Raw genomic sequence first — 15,148 nt, 5'->3', positions numbered from 1 at the left:
CGCGGCGCGGGGCCCGCCCGCGCCGCTCCCGGCACCGGCCGGTCCCCGGTCAGCTCTCCCTGGGCACCGCTTTGTGCAGGTCCTTGAGCACGGCCACACCGCGGGCCGGCAGCGCTATCCGGTACGTATGGTCCGCCCGCTCCCCGCGCGTCCCGGCGAGCGCGTCGGCCATCGGGCAGGGCAGCGCGATGTCGGCTGCCCGTACCCCGTGGTTGAGCAGGAACAGGAAGCGCCCGCCGGCGCCCTCCCGGACGGTGGCCTGTACGCCCTCGGGCAGCCCGGCCAGCACCGGCCGTACGCCCGCCGCCGCCCGCACGCCGTCCATCAGCGCGCGCATCAGCGCCGGTTCGAGCCGGGTGCCGAGGTAGGTCACCGTGCCCGCGCCGTAACCGTGCCGGGTGACCGCCGGACCGCCCGCCAGGTCGCCGTCCGCGAACTCCGCGACGGGCTCGGCGCCTTCGAGGCGGATGGCCTCCGACCACAGGTCCGCCGTACCGGCGGGCAGCTCCCAGGCGCCCGGCGCCGCTCCCGGGCGCGCCCGACCGCTGCCGGAACCGCTCCTGCCCCGCCCCCGGACGCCCGCGGTGCCCGGTCCGCCCGCGAAGCCCCGTACGCCCACCGTCGCGCCCTCGTCCAGCGGCCAGAACTCCTCCACCCGCAGGCCCAGCAGCGACCGCAGCGGCCCCGGACAGCCGCCGGGGTGCACCCGGTCGCAGCCGTCCACGACCCCCGAGAAGAACGACACCAGCAGCTGTCCGCCGCCCCGCACATAGGAAGCCAGCCGATGCGCGCCGTCCTCGCTCAGCAGATACAGGTTCGGCACGACGACCAGCCGGTAGCCGGACAGGTCGCGGTCCGGCGGCACGACGTCACACGCGACGCCCGCCTCGAACAGCGGCCGGTAGTGCCCCAGCGCCAGGTCCGGCAGGCGCAGTGCCGTGGACGGGTGCGAGTCCAGCTCCAGCGCCCGCCAGCTGTCCCAGTCCGTCACCAGCGCCGCCGTCGGCCGCACCGCCCGCGTCCCCGCGATCTCCGGTACGGACGCCAGCTCCCGCCCCAGGTCGCACACTTCGCGGAAGATCCGGGTGTCCGTACCGGCGTGCGGCACCATCGCCGAGTGGAACTTCTCCGCACCGCCGCGCGACTGCCGCCACTGGAAATACAGCACGGCGTCCGCGCCCTGCGCGATGGCCTGCCAGCTCCACAGACGCATCGCGCCCGGCGGCTTGGGGCCGTTGCGGGCCCGCCAGTTGACCGCGCCGGGGGCCTGCTCCAGCAGCAGCCAGGGCTGCCCGCCGCGCGCCGAACGCATCAGGTCGAAGGTGTACGCGGCCTTCAGATGCGTCTCCGGGTCGAAAGGGTCCTGGTAGAAATCCAGCGCCATCGCGTCCATGTCCCGCGACCACGCGAAGGCGTCCACCGGCTTGTGGAACGGCATCAGATTCGTGGTCACCGGCACCCCGGGGCTCGTACGCTCCAGCACCTCCTTCTCCGCGAGGTAGCAGCGGCGCAGCGCGTCGTCGCTGAACCGCAGATAGTCCAGCTGCTGGGCGGGGTTGGGAAAGGTGGGCGCGGTACGCGGCGGCAGCACCTCGTCGAAATCCGTGTACGCCTGCGACCAGAAGGCCGTGGACCAGGCGTCGTTGAGGTGCGCCACGCTCCCGTACCGTTCGCGCAGCCAGCGCCGGAAGTCCGCTGCGGACACGTCGCAGAAGCACTGGCGGGTGTGGCAGCCGTACTCGTTGCCGATGTGCCACATGGCCAGCGCCGGATGCCCGGCATAGCGGGCGGCCAGCCGCTCGACGAGGCGGACCGCGTGCTCGCGGTAGACCGGGCTGGACGGGCAGTAGTGCTGCCGTCCGCCGGGCCAGCGGCGCCGGCCGTCCGGGTCCTGCGGCAGGACCTCCGGATGTGCGCGGGTCAGCCAGGGCGGCGGGGAGGCGGTCATGGTGGCCAGGCACACGCGGACGCCCGCGCCGCCGAGGCCGTCCATGACCTGGTCGAACCAGTCGAAGTCGTACGCGCCGGGCCGGGGCTCGGCCTTCGCCCACGAGAAGATCCCGGCGGTCACCATGGTGACGTGGGCCCGCTTCATCAGGCTCAGGTCCTCTTCCCACACCTCCTCGGGCCACTGCTCGGGGTTGTAGTCCGCACCGAAATGGATGCCCATCGGGCCCCCTTGGTCGCGAGGTGTACCGGCACGAGCCGCGGGCGGCGCGGCCGACGGGTGCGGGGCGGCCGCCCGTACCCCCCATGATTCCCGCGGACGGCCGCCACACCGCGCACATCCGGCCTTCGGCCGGTGCGCCGTGCCCCGCCCTTTCGTCCTCCGGTCAGGACGACGTCTTCCGTACGCTCCAGCCGCCGTCCACGACCAGGTCCGTCCCCGTCACGAACGACGCGTCGTCGGAGAGCAGGAAAGCGACGGCCGCCGCCACCTCCTCCGGGCGCCCCAGCCGCCCCGCCGCGGTCGCCTCGGCACTGGCGCGCCGGTCCGCCTCGCCGACGGCCTCCCAGGCGTCCGTCAGCACCGGCCCCGGCAGCACACTGTTCACCCGTACCTCCGGCCCGTACTCGACGGCCAGCTGGCGCGCCAGCCCGGTCAGCCCCGCCTTGGACGCGGCGTACGCGGGACGGCCCGGCAGCCCGAAGTACGCCTGCACCGACGAGGTCAGCACCACCGCGCCGCACCGCTCCCGCAGATCCGCCAGTACGGCCCGCACGCCCAGGAAGGCCCCGGTCAGGTTCACCGTGAGCTGCCGCTCCCAGTCCGCCCGCGCGGCCACGTCGGCGGGCGCGTGCGGCCCTTGCAGGGCGGCGTTGCTGACCAGCGCGTCCACCGGCCCGTACCGCTGCCGGGCGGCGTGCGCGGCACGCTGCCAGTGGTCCTCGCGCGCCACGTCGCAGTGCTCGTATGAGGCCCGGCCGCCCAGAGCGCGGATACGGCGGGCGGTGCGCTCGCCGCGCTCGTCGTCGATGTCCAGGAGCAGTACCTGCGCGCCCTCGGCCGCCAGCCGGTCGGCGGTCGCGGCGCCGATCCCGGCGGCGGCGCCGGACACCAGGACCGTACGGCCCGTGAACCGCGAGCCGTCCGGCGCTCCCGAAGGCCGCCGGTGCCCGGACCGCTCGTACGCACCCTGCTGCCGGGGGCGGCCCTGCTGCCCGTACCGGCCGTACCGGTCCCCGTAGCCCTGCTCGCCTTCATGCCCCTGCTGACCCCGCGGGCCGTGCTGGCTCATGGTCGCGATCCAAGCCCAACGGGCGGGGGCACGGCAAGGGGACGCGGCGGGCGGTGCCACGCCGCGGTCCGCGTACGGCCGTCAGCCCGGCGTGTTGTCGAAAGGTGCCGTCAACTGGCGCAGCAGCCGGGCCAGTTCGCCGCGCTGCTGGTGGGACAGCTCGGCCAGGATCGCGCGCTCCTGCGTGAGCAGCCCGGCCAGCGACTCGTCGGCCGCCTCGCGCCCCTCCGGGGTCAGCCGGACCAGTACGCCACGCCGGTCGCTGGGGTCGGGCAGCCGTTCGACCAGGCCTTTCTTCGCCAGCCGGTCGATGCGGTTGGTCATCGTGCCGGAGGTGACCAGGGTCTGCGTCAGCAGCGCGCCCGGGGAAAGTTGGTACGGGGCCCCCGCGCGGCGCAGCGCGGTCAGCACGTCGAACTCCCAGGGCTCCAGACCGACCTCGGAGAAGGCGAGGCGGCGCGCGCGGTCGAGGTGTCTGGCCAGCCTGCTGATGCGGCTGAGGACCTCAAGCGGTTCCACGTCGAGGTCCGGGCGCTCCCGGCGCCATGCTGCGACCAGTCGGTCGACCTCGTCCTCCATGCCGATCAGTGTAGTTGGTCTGTCGACATGAAGTCTCTTGATGCCAAGTCTCTTGACGCCAAGATATATTTCCGTGGACTATTGGGCATCGTCGGCGATGGGCTCACGCTGCGCTCGCGTGGCCTGTACCAACCCTGTATCAGCCGAAGGGGTTCGAACATGCACGTCGCACCAACCTGGGATCCGCAGCAGTACCTGCGCCACGCCGGACACCGTACGCGCCCGTTCCACGACCTGCTCGCCCGCATACCCGAGCTGCCCCACCGCAACCGCCCCGCCCGCATCGCCGACCTCGGCTGCGGCCCCGGCAACGTCACCGTCCAGCTCGCCGACCGCTGGCCCGACGCGCACATCACCGGCCTGGACAGCTCCCCGGACATGCTCAAGGAAGCCGACCTGTACGCCGGACCCACCCCCGGCGGCGGCTACCTCGACTTCGGCCCCGCCGACGCCACGGACTGGCGCCCCGCGGAACCGTTCGACCTGATCGTCTCCAACGCGGCGCTCCAGTGGGTCCCGAACCACCCCGAATCCCTCCCGGCCTGGATCGACGGCCTCACCCCCGGCGGCACCCTCGCCTTCCAGGTCCCCGGAAACTTCACCTCGCCCAGCCACGCACTGCTCGGCGAGCTCTGCGACGAACCCCAATGGCGCGACCGCCTCGCCGGCCACGGCCGCGGCTTCGTCCACATCCTCCACCCCACCGCCTACCTGGAACGCCTCACCGCGCTCGGCTGCGCGGTGGACGCCTGGGAGACGACCTACGTCCAGCTCCTCCAAGGCGAGGACCCGGTCCTCGACTGGGTCAAGGGCACGGCCCTGCGCCCCGTACTGACCGCCCTCGAACACGACCCGGCGGCCCGCGACGAATTCCTCTCCCAGTACCGCGACCTGCTGCGCAAGTCCTACCCACCCGGCCCGCACGGCACGGTCTTCCCGTTCCGCCGCATCTTCGTGGTGGCCCGCAAAGAACACTGACCCCCGATGAGGTGAACCCATGATCACCGGCCTCGACCACGTCCAGCTCGCCGCACCACCCGGCAGCGAAACCACCCTGCGCGCGTTCTACGGGGACGTCCTCGGACTTCGGGAGATTCCCAAGCCGGCTGCGCCGGCCGCGCGCGGGGGGTGTTGGTTCGAGGCCGGCCCGACCAGCCAGCTCCACCTGGGCATCGCGCCCGACTTCCACCCGGCCCGCAAGGCCCACCCGGCCTTCCGCGTCACCGACATTCGTGCTTACGCGGCCCGTCTCACCGGCCACGGCGTCCCGGTCGGCTGGGACGACAATCTTCCGGGGCACGACCGCTTCCATGCGTACGATCCGGCCGGCAACGGGCTGGAATTCCTGGAATGAGGCGCAGTGCTACGGAATCGGATCCTTGTGGCCGAGCGTCCCCGGGAAATGCCTGATGAAATCCCCCGCGTCGGAGACGAACAGCGTTCCCCAGGACCCGTCGGAGAATCCGAACTGGATCTCATTCTTCGGCTCGTGACGCCGAGTCCACACCAGAGCGTCGTGGGGGAAGGAAGCCCCCAGCTCGACAGCCTCGCCCAGACCGCCCCGGACACGCCGGTACTGTACGTAGACGAAGCGCATACAGACATCGGTGACGGCCACGATGGCGGCCGCCCCGGTCTTGGACCGCGGCTGTCCGGCGATCAGGAATCGCCCGGCCAAACTGTCCCAGCCGCCGAAGAACGACTCCTTGTGCTTCCGGCGTTTGCCTCGCAGCGAAGGCTCCTCGATGGAGGTGCCGCGCTGCTGGGCCGGCACATCGGTGGTGAACATACGAAAGACCCGGGAAAGGAAACGAGCCCAGCCGTCCCCGTCCTTCTCCTGCCCCACCAGCACCTTGGGCCGCCGCGAGTCCGGAGCGCTGCTGCTCCCGCCCTGACTCCGGCTGGACGCCAGCGAACGCGAGACCGCGAAGCCCGCCAGGAGCTTCTCGCCCGGCGGCAGGGCGGAAAGAACCTTCTGTTCAAGCTCGGGTGTCACGACGGGGAACTCCTTGGTCGGTCGGGAAACGCGACGGCGATCGGCGGGGGCGAGACTGCTTCATCAGCCGAATACCGAATCCGCTGCGGTCGCGGTGCGCTCGCACGGCGAGGTGACTTCGGCGGAGAACACGCCGGCCGTGGCGTCCACGGAGACAGTGAACCCGAAGCCCGCGGACCGCGCCACCGCCTCCCCCGCCTGTGCCCGCACGCCCTCACCGCTGTCCGGCGGTGCCAGCTGCCAGCCTTGGGAAGAGAAGGCGGATACGACACGGGAGAGCGCGGCCGTGAGGTCGGCAGCCGGCGCGCCTTCGAGGCGCCAGCCGTGCTTCGCCGAACAGGCGGAACGCAGCCCCTTGCTCCAGCACGCCGCACAGGTGACCGAGTCGGCCCGGTCGCCGCCGGTCATGCGGGCACGCAGTGCGGCGGCGTCCAGCAGCCGGCTGGAGTGCCAGAACAATTCCTGCTGAACCGCCGCGTCCGGCTCGGCCGCCGCCACCGGCGCGCTCTGCCGCATGGCCCGGTAGTCCTCGATCTCCTGGTCGGATCCCCAGTCGACGGTTTTGAGGATCTCGGCGAAGAGCTCGGAATGCAGGTCCCAGGCCTCCGGGGACGGGCAGTCGAGGGTGAAGATGAGCATGTCCTGAGTGCCGGGCAGGGGGATGTACACCTGAATCTGCGACTGCCGTACCGGCAGAGGCCGGCCGGTGGGCGACCACTCGGCGGCGAGGTGGAAGACGGCGGAGCCGATACGGGTCAGAGCGGGCCCGCACGGCAGCTCCACGGTCCGGTACTCGTCGTCCGGGTTCTTGCGCTCCAGCAGCTCCCGAGTGACACGCAGCAGTTCCTCGTCGTCGGCACTGTCGTGCTCGACCTGGCTGACCATGATGGTGGAGGCCGTGGGGTGCTCGTCCACTTCCAGGAAGCACAGCCCGGCATAGATGACGTCAGCCTCGATCATTGCTTCCAGCTGGGCACCGATGCCCAGCGCGAAGCGGAACCGGTCCTCCACCGAATGCTCCGGCATCAGTTCGGTGGCCAGCGCGTGCAGCCGTTCGGCCGCGGCTTCCGCGTCCGGAGCGTCGACCGGTATCTCGCGGATGAACGGCGGCATGATCCAGCCGATGTGCAGCCGTGACCGCGGCCGGGCCGCAGCCGGCGCCGGCTGGTCACTCACATTTTCGAGCGGTGCCTGGGACATGGGAAGAAGACCCTCTCGTTATCAGGCCGCGAGGGTCTGATGGAACGCGGCTCCGGAAGCCGCTTGCTCCTGCCCGGACGCATGCTGCATCTGCCCGTGGAGGAACGAACCGCCCTTGATCCCGAACTGGATGCCGTGAATGGCGCCGTCGGAAAGCTGTGCGCCGCCGAACGCCTTGCCCAGTCCGCCGTTGATCATCTTCATGCTGAAGGGCTTCGTCAGACCGTCGCGGATGCCTCCGGGAGTTTCCCGCAGGACGTTCTTGACGTTGCCCAGCCCCTTGACGGCGCCACCCACCTTCGCGCCCAGCTTGGCCCCGACAGCAGCTTCCTTGAATCCCGCGGTAGCGACCTTGATTGCGCCACCGAACCCGGGGAGCACACCGAGCGCGTCCAGGCCGACTTTCCAGCCCGGAGTGCCGTTGCCGCGGGCGTTGCCCATCCAGTGGCCCGCCATCGCGCCGGCCGCGCACACCGCCGAGGCACCGCCCAGAAGGGCGGATCCCACCTGGCCGACCACGGGAATGACATTGACCGCCAGCGCAGCGGCTGCCAGGCCCGCGGAGATGTTGGACAGCAGATCCGCATGCTCCACCAGCCAGTCCTTGAACCCCCGCCAAGCGCTCTTCAGGCCGTCGACGGCGCGGTTCCACCAGTGGATGTCCGGCGGGTGGTTCTCCGAGGCCTTGAGAATGGCGCGTTCGGCCTCGCCGGCGCGGTCCTTCCACTGGGCGTGGATGCGCTCGGCCTCGCGGACCAGGTCGTCGAGTTTGTCCTTGGAGGTGTCGGCCTTGTCGCGGGCCGTCTCCAGCAAGTCGTTGATCTTCTTGGCGTCCGCGGCTTCCATCGGCTGGCCGAAGTACGGCTGGTACTTGCTGTACAGGGCGTCGAAGTGGTCGCGGTCGGCGTCCGCCTGCTTGCGGGCCGGGGCGGCCTCCGCCTCGATCTTCCCGGCCTTGTCCTGGAAGGTCTGCAGGTGGGTGTGCCAGCCGCGCAGCGCCTTCGCGCAGTCGTGCATGGACTCGCTGCCCTGCTTGAGGTACTTGGGCAGCTCGCCGAGCTTTTTCGCGAAGGCCTGCGCCGCCTCGCCCTCCCATGCGCCGTCGCTCTTGCCGACGGACTTGAGCAGCTGGTCGAGTTCATCGAGCTCGTCGCCGACGGATTTGACGTCGGACGAGAGTGCCTGAATCGCGTGCAGGTCGCCCTTTGCCGGGTTGAATCCGACGCCGGGCCAGGCCGCGTCGTCCTCGATGAACATGCTCCGCCAGGACATACGTCTCCCCCTGGTGAGAAAAGAATGGTTACGGGCGTGCGGGCGTTCGGTTACTTCTTGCCGCTGAGCATCTTGCGGTTCTCTTCTTCGCCCGCCTTGTAGGCGTCCAGCGTGGCCTTGAGGCGATCGTTGATGTCCTTGGCGGCGTCCGCGATGCGCTTGATGCCGTCGCCCCACTGGTCCTGGAACTCGTCGCAGGCGTCGTCGAGGCCGTCGGTGCCCAGGGCCTTCGGGCCCACCTTGTTCAGGCGCTTCTGGGCGTCCCGCATGCGGTCGTCGGCGTCCGAGAGCTTGGTGAGCATCTTCTGTACGCGCTCGACGTCGATACGGAAATCATTCGCCATGTCGCAGTTCTCCCCCGTGAGAGTGAAGCCTTCGCAGCCGGAGCATTCACATAAAGCGGAATGCCGTGCGGGAGAGGTTACGGCGTCGGTCTCGCGGTGATCGAGCCGGGGGAACGGTAACCACCGGACGGGATGCGGGGCGAGTGTATCGCGGGGTGTTTTTGGTTCAGGCGATGAAAAAGTAAAGGGTGTGGAAATGATGGCGTCGGGCGGGAATTGATGCGATGAATTTGTGGTGTGTGTCGGGTGGAAAGGGGGATGGGGAGGTATGGGTGGGGAAAGCGGGTGTATCGGGCATATCCGGTTAGCGGGAGATATGGGGGAGCGGAGGTGCGCGAGGGCGCGGCAAGAGGCCGCGGGCCCCCTGGACGGGCCGCGCGGTGCGGGAGGAGTGGCGCGGGTCAGGCGCGGCGGTGGCCTATCAGGCGGGGCTTGGGCTCCAGGCCGTCCAGGCCGTGCCAGGCGAGGTTCACCAGGTGGGCGGCGACCTCGGCCTTCTTCGGCTTGCGGACGTCCAGCCACCACTGGCCGGTCAGGGCGACCATGCCGACCAGGGCCTGGGCGTACAGGGGGGCCAGCTTGGGCTCGAAGCCGCGGGCCTTGAACTCCAGGCCGAGGATGTCTTCCACCTGGGTGGCGATGTCGCTGATCAGTGACGCGAAGGTGCCGGTGGACTGGGCCACGGGGGAGTCGCGGACCAGGATGCGGAAGCCGTCGGTGTACGTCTCGATGTAGTCGAGGAGGGCGAAGGCGGCCTGTTCGAGGAGTTCCCGCGGGTGGCCGGCGGTGAGCGCGCCGGTGACCATGTCCAGCAGCTGGCGCATCTCGCGGTCCACCACGACCGCGTACAGCCCTTCCTTGCCGCCGAAGTGCTCGTACACGACGGGCTTGGAAACACCGGCCTTCGCCGCGATCTCCTCGACCGAGGTGCCCTCGAAGCCGCGCTCGGCGAAGAGGGCACGACCGATGTCGAGCAGCTGCTCACGGCGCTGGGCGCCCGTCATGCGCACCCTGCGGGTGCGCCGGGTGCCCGCGCCTGAGGGGGCCTTGCCCTGATTGTCGTTCACGCTGCTGCCGTCGATCGCCACCCGTCAATCATGCCTTCCCCGGCTATCACCGCCCGGTACCCCCGGGTACGGCCCCGTCCAGGCGCTTCGCGTCGAGGCGGGAGGCGTTCGGCCAGCGCACGTCGTAGGCCCAGCCGGCCTTCTCGAACCAGCGGATGAGACGGGCGCTGGAGTCGAGCTGCCCCTTCATGACGCCGTGCCGCGCGCACGTCGGGTCGGCGTGGTGCAGGTTGTGCCAGGACTCGCCGCAGGAGAGCACCGCCAGCCACCAGACGTTGCCGGAGCGGTCGCGGGACTTGAAGGGGCGCTTGCCCACCGCGTGGCAGATCGAGTTGATCGACCAGGTGACGTGGTGCAGCAGGCCGACGCGGACCAGGGAGCCCCAGAAGAAGGCGGTGGCCGCGCCCTGCCAGGACAGCGTGACCAGGCCGCCGACCAGGGGCGGGACGAGGAGGGAGACGACGGTCCACAGGACGAACTGGCGGGAGACCCGGCGGATCGCGTCGTCCTTGATCAGGTCGGGCGCGTACTTGTGCTGCGGCGTCTGCTCCTCGTCGAACATCCAGCCGATGTGGGCCCACCACAGGCCCTTCATCAGCGCCGGCACCGTCTCGCCGAACCGCCAGGGGGAGTGCGGGTCGCCCTCGGCGTCGGAGAACTTGTGGTGCTTGCGGTGGTCGGCCACCCAGCGCACCAGCGGTCCCTCGACCGCCAGCGAGCCCATGATCGCCAGCGCGATCCGCAGCGGGCGTTTGGCCTTGAAGGCGCCGTGGGTGAAGTAGCGGTGGAAGCCGATGGTGATGCCGTGGCAGCCGATGAAGTACATCGCCGCCATCAGCGCCAGGTCGAGCCAGCTCACGCCCCAGCCCCAGGCCAGCGGCACGGCGGCCACCAGCGCCACGAAGGGCAGGGTGATGAACAGCAGCAGGGTGATCTGTTCGGCCGAGCGTTTGCTGTCGCTGCCGAGTGTCGCGGACGGCAGCGGCGTTCCGGCGGTTTTGGGGGTCTCTTCGATGACTTCGGGGCTAGCGGTCATGTGGTGTCCCTCGTCGGGGGCTCGGGGGCGCGATTACGGCTACGGGACCGTAACCTACGGTCTCGTAAGTATGGCAGCGCGGCCAGTGCGGGCAAGGGTCCGACAGGTCGGTAACGGGTGACCGAATTGCGGCAAAAACTGCACCAAGCAAGGTGCGGGAACAGTGCAAGTTCCGTCACACATGAACAACGTCCAGGTGTGAGCAGCACCCCGAACAGGTAGGTGCCCACCAAACGGACAGGGTGATCCGCCGACGCCGCGGAGACCTATCCTGGGAAACGTCGGACAGCGCGGTCCGCGACCCGCCCCCGGCACCGCCGGGAGCACCCCTGCCAGCGCCCGGACGTGCTCAGATCACGAAGATCACTGCAAGGAGCCGCACCTGTGAGCAGTGCCGACATCACCCCCGCCGCGAACGACGAGCGCACCGGCGCCACCGGTGCCACCGACACCTCTGCCGCCGCCGACGCCGCACGCGACAACGGCCCCCTGCGCGCCGACATCCGCCGCCTCGGCGACCTCCTCGGCGAGACCCTCGTCCGCCAGGAAGGCCAGGACCTCCTCGACCTCGTCGAACAGGTCCGCGCCCTGACCCGCTCCGACGGCGAGGCCGCCGCCCGGCTCCTCGGCGAGACCGACCTGCCCACCGCCGCCAAGCTGGTCCGCGCCTTCTCCACCTACTTCCACCTCGCCAACGTCACCGAGCAGGTCCACCGCGGCCGCGAACTGCGCGCCCGGCGCGCCGCCGAAGGCGGCATCCTCGCCCGCACCGCCGACATGCTCAAGGACGCCGACCCCGAGCACCTGCGCGCCACCGCCGCCAACCTCGGCGTACGGCCCGTCTTCACCGCACACCCCACCGAAGCCGCCCGCCGCTCGGTCCTCACCAAGCTCCGCAAGGTCGCCGAACTCCTCGACCGCACGGACACCACCGAACGCCGCCGCGCCGACCTGCGCCTCGCCGAGAACATCGACCTCATCTGGCAGACCGACGAGCTGCGCGTGGCCCGCCCCGAGCCCACCGACGAGGCCCGCAACGCGATCTACTACCTCGACGAGCTGGGCCGCGGCGCCGTCGGCGACGTCCTCGAAGACCTCGCCGCCGAACTGGAACGGGCCGGCGCCGAGCTCCCGCCCGGCACCCGCCCCCTCACCTTCGGCACCTGGATCGGCGGAGACCGCGACGGCAACCCCAACGTCACCCCCCAGGTCACCTGGGACGTCCTGATCCTCCAGCACGAACACGGCATCACCGACGCCCTCGAACACATCGACGAGCTGCGCGGCGCCCTGTCCAACTCCATCCGCAACTGCGGCGCCACCGACGAACTCCTCGCCTCCCTCCAGCAGGACCTCGACGCGCTCCCCGAGATCAGCCCCCGCTACAAGCGGCTGAACGCCGAAGAGCCGTACCGCCTCAAGGCCACCTGCATCCGCCAGAAGCTCGTCAACACCCGCGAACGCCTCGCCGCCGACACCCCCCACGTCCCCGGCCGCGACTACCTCGGCACCGCCGGACTCGTCGACGACCTCACCCTCATCCAGACCTCACTGCGCGAGCACCGCGGCGGCCTCGTCGCCGACGGCCGCCTGGAACGCACGATCCGCACCATCGCGGCCTTCGGCCTCCAGCTCGCCACCATGGACGTCCGCGAACACGCCGACGCCCACCACCACGCCCTCGGCCAGCTCTTCGACCGCCTCGGCGAGGAATCCTGGCGCTACACCGACATGCCGCGCGACTACCGCCGCAAGCTCCTCGCCAAGGAACTGCGCTCGCGCCGCCCCCTCGCCCCCAGCCCCGCCCCCCTCGACGAGGCCGGCGCCAAGACCCTCGGCGTCTTCCGCACCGTCCTCAAGGCCAAGAAGACCTTCGGCCCCGAGGTCGTCGAGTCGTACATCATCTCCATGTGCCAGGGCTCCGACGACGTCTTCGCCGCCACCGTCCTGGCCCGCGAAGCCGGCCTGATCGACCTGCACGCCGGCTGGGCCAAGATCGGCATCGTGCCGCTCCTGGAGACCACCGACGAGCTGAAGATCGCCGACCAGCTGCTGGACGAAATGCTCGCCGACCCCTCCTACCGGCGCCTGGTCGCCCTGCGCGGCGACGTCCAGGAGGTCATGCTCGGCTACTCCGACTCCTCCAAGTTCGGCGGCATCACCACCAGCCAGTGGGAGATCCACCGCGCCCAGCGCCTGCTGCGCGACGTCGCCCACCGGCACGGCGTACGCCTGCGCCTCTTCCACGGCCGCGGCGGCACCGTCGGCCGCGGCGGCGGCCCCTCCCACGACGCGATCCTCGCCCAGCCCTACGGCACCCTCGAAGGCGAGATCAAGGTCACCGAACAGGGCGAGGTCATCTCCGACAAGTACCTGGTCCCCTCCCTCGCCCGGGAGAACCTGGAACTGACCGTCGCCGCCACCCTCCAGGCCTCCGCCCTGCACACCGCGCCGCGCCAGTCCGACGAGGCGCTCGCCCGCTGGGACGCCGCCATGGAGACCGTCTCCGACGCCGCACACGGCGCGTACCGGCGGCTCGTCGAGGACCCCGACCTGCCCGCGTACTTCTTCGCGTCCACCCCGGTCGACCAGCTCGCCGAACTGCACCTCGGCTCCCGGCCCTCCCGCCGGCCCGACTCCGGCGCCGGACTCGACGGCCTGCGCGCCATCCCGTGGGTCTTCGGCTGGACCCAGTCCCGGCAGATCGTCCCCGGCTGGTTCGGCGTCGGTACGGGCCTCAAGGCCGCCCGCGAGGCCGGACTCGACGTCGTCCTCGACGAGATGCACGAGCACTGGCACTTCTTCCGCAACTTCCTGTCCAACGTCGAGATGACGCTGGCCAAGACCGACCTGCGGATCGCCCGGCACTACGTCGACACCCTCGTACCCGACGAGCTCAAGCACGTCTTCGACACGATCAAGGCCGAGCACGAGCTGACCGTGCAGGAAGTCCTGCGCGTCACGGGAGAGAGCGAACTGCTCGAATCCAACCCGGTGCTCAAGCAGACGTTCCACATCCGGGACGCCTACCTCGACCCGATCTCCTACCTCCAGGTCACCCTGCTGCACCGGCAGCGGGCCGCGGCCGAACGCGGCGAGGAAGCCGACCCGGTGCTGGCACGGGCCCTGCTGCTGACCGTCAACGGAGTGGCGGCGGGTCTGCGCAACACGGGGTGAATCCCGGGGCCGGCCGGGGCACCCGCCCCGGCCGGCCCTCATCCATGAAGGGGCGGGCATGGACGAAGAAGCCTGGCTGGCGACACAGCGGCCGTCACGCATACGGGAAGTCCAGGCGGGACGGCTGTCCTGGACCTCCGTGGACCTGCTGGACATGGAAGGGGGAAACGGACGGCCGCTGCGGGACGCCCTGGAGAGCTTCGGCGTGCAGGTGAACCACCTGCCCATCGGACAGCCCCGGCACTTCGTGGCCGCTCTCGACGGCAGCCGCACCGTCGCGCCGTACGTGATCCTGTCCTGCCACGGCGACGAAGGCCGCATCCTCCTGGACGACCTCGCCCCGGAAATCGCCGCTTTCCAGCCCTTCAACGAATCCGCCGGCCCCGAGGAAGTACGGGCACACCTCCGCCTGCCGGGCAGCGTCGTCATCAACAACGGCTGCGACACCGGCGACCCCACACTGGCCGACGCCTTCCTCGACGCCGGAGCGCGCGCCTACATCGCACCGCGCGGCGCCCCCTTCGGCTACGCCAGCGTCTTCGCCCCGCTGTTCCTGTTCTACGAACTCACCGAGCAGCGCACTCTGGAAGAAGCCGTCGCCAGGCTCCGCGCCCACGACGGGGAACTCGGCATGTGGGAGCTGCACCAGCGCTGAAGTCCCGTACCCGCGTCCGCACGCACGGCATCCGCACGTACGCTCTACAGTGCCGCGAACGTGGCCCCCAGCAGCACGGCACCCAAAGCCCCCATCACCCACGCCGTCCGCCGCAGCTTCATACCGCCCGCCACCACCAGCGCCGCCAGCAGCAGCGAACCCGCGAACGGCACCCACGCATGCAGAATGCCGCCCGCACCCGTACGCACAGCGTTGTGCGTACCCGGCTTGACCGTCACCTCGACCTGCTTGCCCTTGTCCGGAGCGGCCGCGGCGGCTATCGACACCTGAACCCGGCGCCGACCGCCCTCCAAAGGCAGATACGGGCCCGTACACCGGTCATCGTGACACTCCGCCACCATCATCGTGCCGCGCTCCCGCCCCTCCACGAGCATCGCGTACTGAGCGGTGTTCCACGACGTCCACACACCCGCCACCAGCAGCAGCAGCGCCAGCGCACCCATCAGCCCTGTACGGGCGACGAGCAGCAGCCCGTAGGCGCTCTCCCCCATCCGGCGGGAGCGGCTGCGTTTGACCGGACGGCTGCGCTTCTTGGTACTCGGGCTGCTCTTGGGCATGGCGG

14 protein-coding genes are annotated in these 15,148 nt (G+C 70.6%); 4 read left to right on the top strand and 10 right to left on the bottom strand.

The features are described 5' to 3' along the window. Positions 1–49: 49 nt before the first annotated feature. The 3 genes from ACZ53K_RS17320 to ACZ53K_RS17310 form a co-directional block, all read right to left on the bottom strand. The gene (locus ACZ53K_RS17320; protein WP_468836828.1) at positions 50–2,170 is read right to left on the bottom strand and encodes a beta-galactosidase; all 2,121 of its coding nucleotides are present in this window, start codon (positions 2,168–2,170) and stop codon (positions 50–52) included. A gap of 163 nt (positions 2,171–2,333) precedes the next feature. Next, positions 2,334–3,239, bottom strand: coding sequence for an SDR family NAD(P)-dependent oxidoreductase (locus ACZ53K_RS17315; protein WP_468836826.1), 906 nt, complete (start codon positions 3,237–3,239; stop codon positions 2,334–2,336). An 81-nt stretch (positions 3,240–3,320) separates the two neighbouring features. Further along, a complete protein-coding gene (locus tag ACZ53K_RS17310; RefSeq protein WP_003984378.1) occupies positions 3,321–3,818 on the bottom strand; it encodes a MarR family winged helix-turn-helix transcriptional regulator in 498 nt (165 codons plus the stop codon). A 159-nt stretch (positions 3,819–3,977) separates the two neighbouring features. On the opposite strand from ACZ53K_RS17310, the gene ACZ53K_RS17305 reads away from it, so the two are divergent. Both ACZ53K_RS17305 and ACZ53K_RS17300 read left to right on the top strand, forming a co-directional pair. After that, positions 3,978–4,796, top strand: a complete 819-nt coding sequence (locus tag ACZ53K_RS17305) for a trans-aconitate 2-methyltransferase (protein ID WP_468836824.1) — start codon at positions 3,978–3,980, stop codon at positions 4,794–4,796. A gap of 19 nt (positions 4,797–4,815) precedes the next feature. Further along, positions 4,816–5,172, top strand: a complete 357-nt coding sequence (locus tag ACZ53K_RS17300) for a VOC family protein (protein ID WP_468836822.1) — start codon at positions 4,816–4,818, stop codon at positions 5,170–5,172. A gap of 9 nt (positions 5,173–5,181) precedes the next feature. Here the strand turns inward: ACZ53K_RS17300 and ACZ53K_RS17295 are convergent, their stop codons facing one another. The 6 genes from ACZ53K_RS17295 to ACZ53K_RS17270 all read right to left on the bottom strand — a co-directional run bounded on the left by ACZ53K_RS17295 (position 5,182) and on the right by ACZ53K_RS17270 (position 10,733). After that, positions 5,182–5,814, bottom strand: coding sequence for a hypothetical protein (locus ACZ53K_RS17295; protein WP_468836820.1), 633 nt, complete (start codon positions 5,812–5,814; stop codon positions 5,182–5,184). A gap of 63 nt (positions 5,815–5,877) precedes the next feature. Continuing rightward, positions 5,878–6,990 (bottom strand): hypothetical protein, encoded by a 1,113-nt coding sequence (locus ACZ53K_RS17290; RefSeq protein ID WP_468836818.1) that lies wholly within the window; start codon positions 6,988–6,990, stop codon positions 5,878–5,880. Between the two features lie 45 nt (positions 6,991–7,035). Then, a complete protein-coding gene (locus ACZ53K_RS17285; RefSeq protein ID WP_468836816.1) occupies positions 7,036–8,286 on the bottom strand; it encodes a WXG100 family type VII secretion target in 1,251 nt (416 codons plus the stop codon). 50 nt (positions 8,287–8,336) lie between these two features. After that, positions 8,337–8,630, bottom strand: coding sequence for a WXG100 family type VII secretion target (locus ACZ53K_RS17280; RefSeq protein WP_468836814.1), 294 nt, complete (start codon positions 8,628–8,630; stop codon positions 8,337–8,339). A gap of 401 nt (positions 8,631–9,031) precedes the next feature. After that, entirely contained in the window at positions 9,032–9,718 is a 687-nt protein-coding gene (locus ACZ53K_RS17275; protein WP_468836812.1) for a TetR/AcrR family transcriptional regulator, read from the bottom strand. Positions 9,719–9,743: 25 nt separating this feature from the next. Continuing rightward, a complete protein-coding gene (locus tag ACZ53K_RS17270) occupies positions 9,744–10,733 on the bottom strand; it encodes an acyl-CoA desaturase (RefSeq protein WP_468836810.1) in 990 nt (329 codons plus the stop codon). Positions 10,734–11,117: 384 nt separating this feature from the next. Here ACZ53K_RS17270 and ppc point away from each other — a divergent pair, with 384 nt between their 5' ends. Together ppc and ACZ53K_RS17260 are read left to right on the top strand one after the other, a co-directional pair. After that, a complete protein-coding gene (ppc, locus tag ACZ53K_RS17265; RefSeq protein ID WP_468836808.1) occupies positions 11,118–13,910 on the top strand; it encodes a phosphoenolpyruvate carboxylase in 2,793 nt (930 codons plus the stop codon). A 58-nt stretch (positions 13,911–13,968) separates the two neighbouring features. Continuing rightward, entirely contained in the window at positions 13,969–14,565 is a 597-nt protein-coding gene (locus tag ACZ53K_RS17260) for a hypothetical protein (RefSeq protein ID WP_468836806.1), read from the top strand. A 44-nt stretch (positions 14,566–14,609) separates the two neighbouring features. Here ACZ53K_RS17260 and ACZ53K_RS17255 read toward each other — a convergent pair whose 3' ends face one another. Next, positions 14,610–15,143: a hypothetical protein gene (locus tag ACZ53K_RS17255; RefSeq protein ID WP_468836804.1), complete on the bottom strand. Its 534-nt coding sequence runs from the start codon at positions 15,141–15,143 to the stop codon at positions 14,610–14,612. Positions 15,144–15,148: the final 5 nt, after the last annotated feature.

This window comes from Streptomyces sp. NPDC033221 (genome assembly GCF_055577005.1).
Note: the sequence above shows the minus strand (reverse complement) of the source record. Positions and strands in the feature narration are given on the sequence as shown.

Excerpts from the sequence above, each read along its gene's own strand:
- ACZ53K_RS17320 (WP_468836828.1), bottom strand. The coding sequence starts at position 2,170 with ATGGGCATCCATTTCGGTGCGGACTACAACCCCGAGCAGTGGCCCGAG.
- ACZ53K_RS17315 (WP_468836826.1), bottom strand. The coding sequence starts at position 3,239 with ATGAGCCAGCACGGCCCGCGGGGTCAGCAGGGGCATGAAGGCGAGCAG.
- ACZ53K_RS17310 (WP_003984378.1), bottom strand. The coding sequence starts at position 3,818 with ATGGAGGACGAGGTCGACCGACTGGTCGCAGCATGGCGCCGGGAGCGC.
- ACZ53K_RS17305 (WP_468836824.1), top strand. The coding sequence starts at position 3,978 with ATGCACGTCGCACCAACCTGGGATCCGCAGCAGTACCTGCGCCACGCC.
- ACZ53K_RS17300 (WP_468836822.1), top strand. The coding sequence starts at position 4,816 with ATGATCACCGGCCTCGACCACGTCCAGCTCGCCGCACCACCCGGCAGC.
- ACZ53K_RS17285 (WP_468836816.1), bottom strand. The coding sequence starts at position 8,286 with ATGTCCTGGCGGAGCATGTTCATCGAGGACGACGCGGCCTGGCCCGGC.
- ACZ53K_RS17280 (WP_468836814.1), bottom strand. The coding sequence starts at position 8,630 with ATGGCGAATGATTTCCGTATCGACGTCGAGCGCGTACAGAAGATGCTC.
- ACZ53K_RS17270 (WP_468836810.1), bottom strand. The coding sequence starts at position 10,733 with ATGACCGCTAGCCCCGAAGTCATCGAAGAGACCCCCAAAACCGCCGGA.
- ACZ53K_RS17260 (WP_468836806.1), top strand. The coding sequence starts at position 13,969 with ATGGACGAAGAAGCCTGGCTGGCGACACAGCGGCCGTCACGCATACGG.
- ACZ53K_RS17255 (WP_468836804.1), bottom strand. The coding sequence starts at position 15,143 with ATGCCCAAGAGCAGCCCGAGTACCAAGAAGCGCAGCCGTCCGGTCAAA.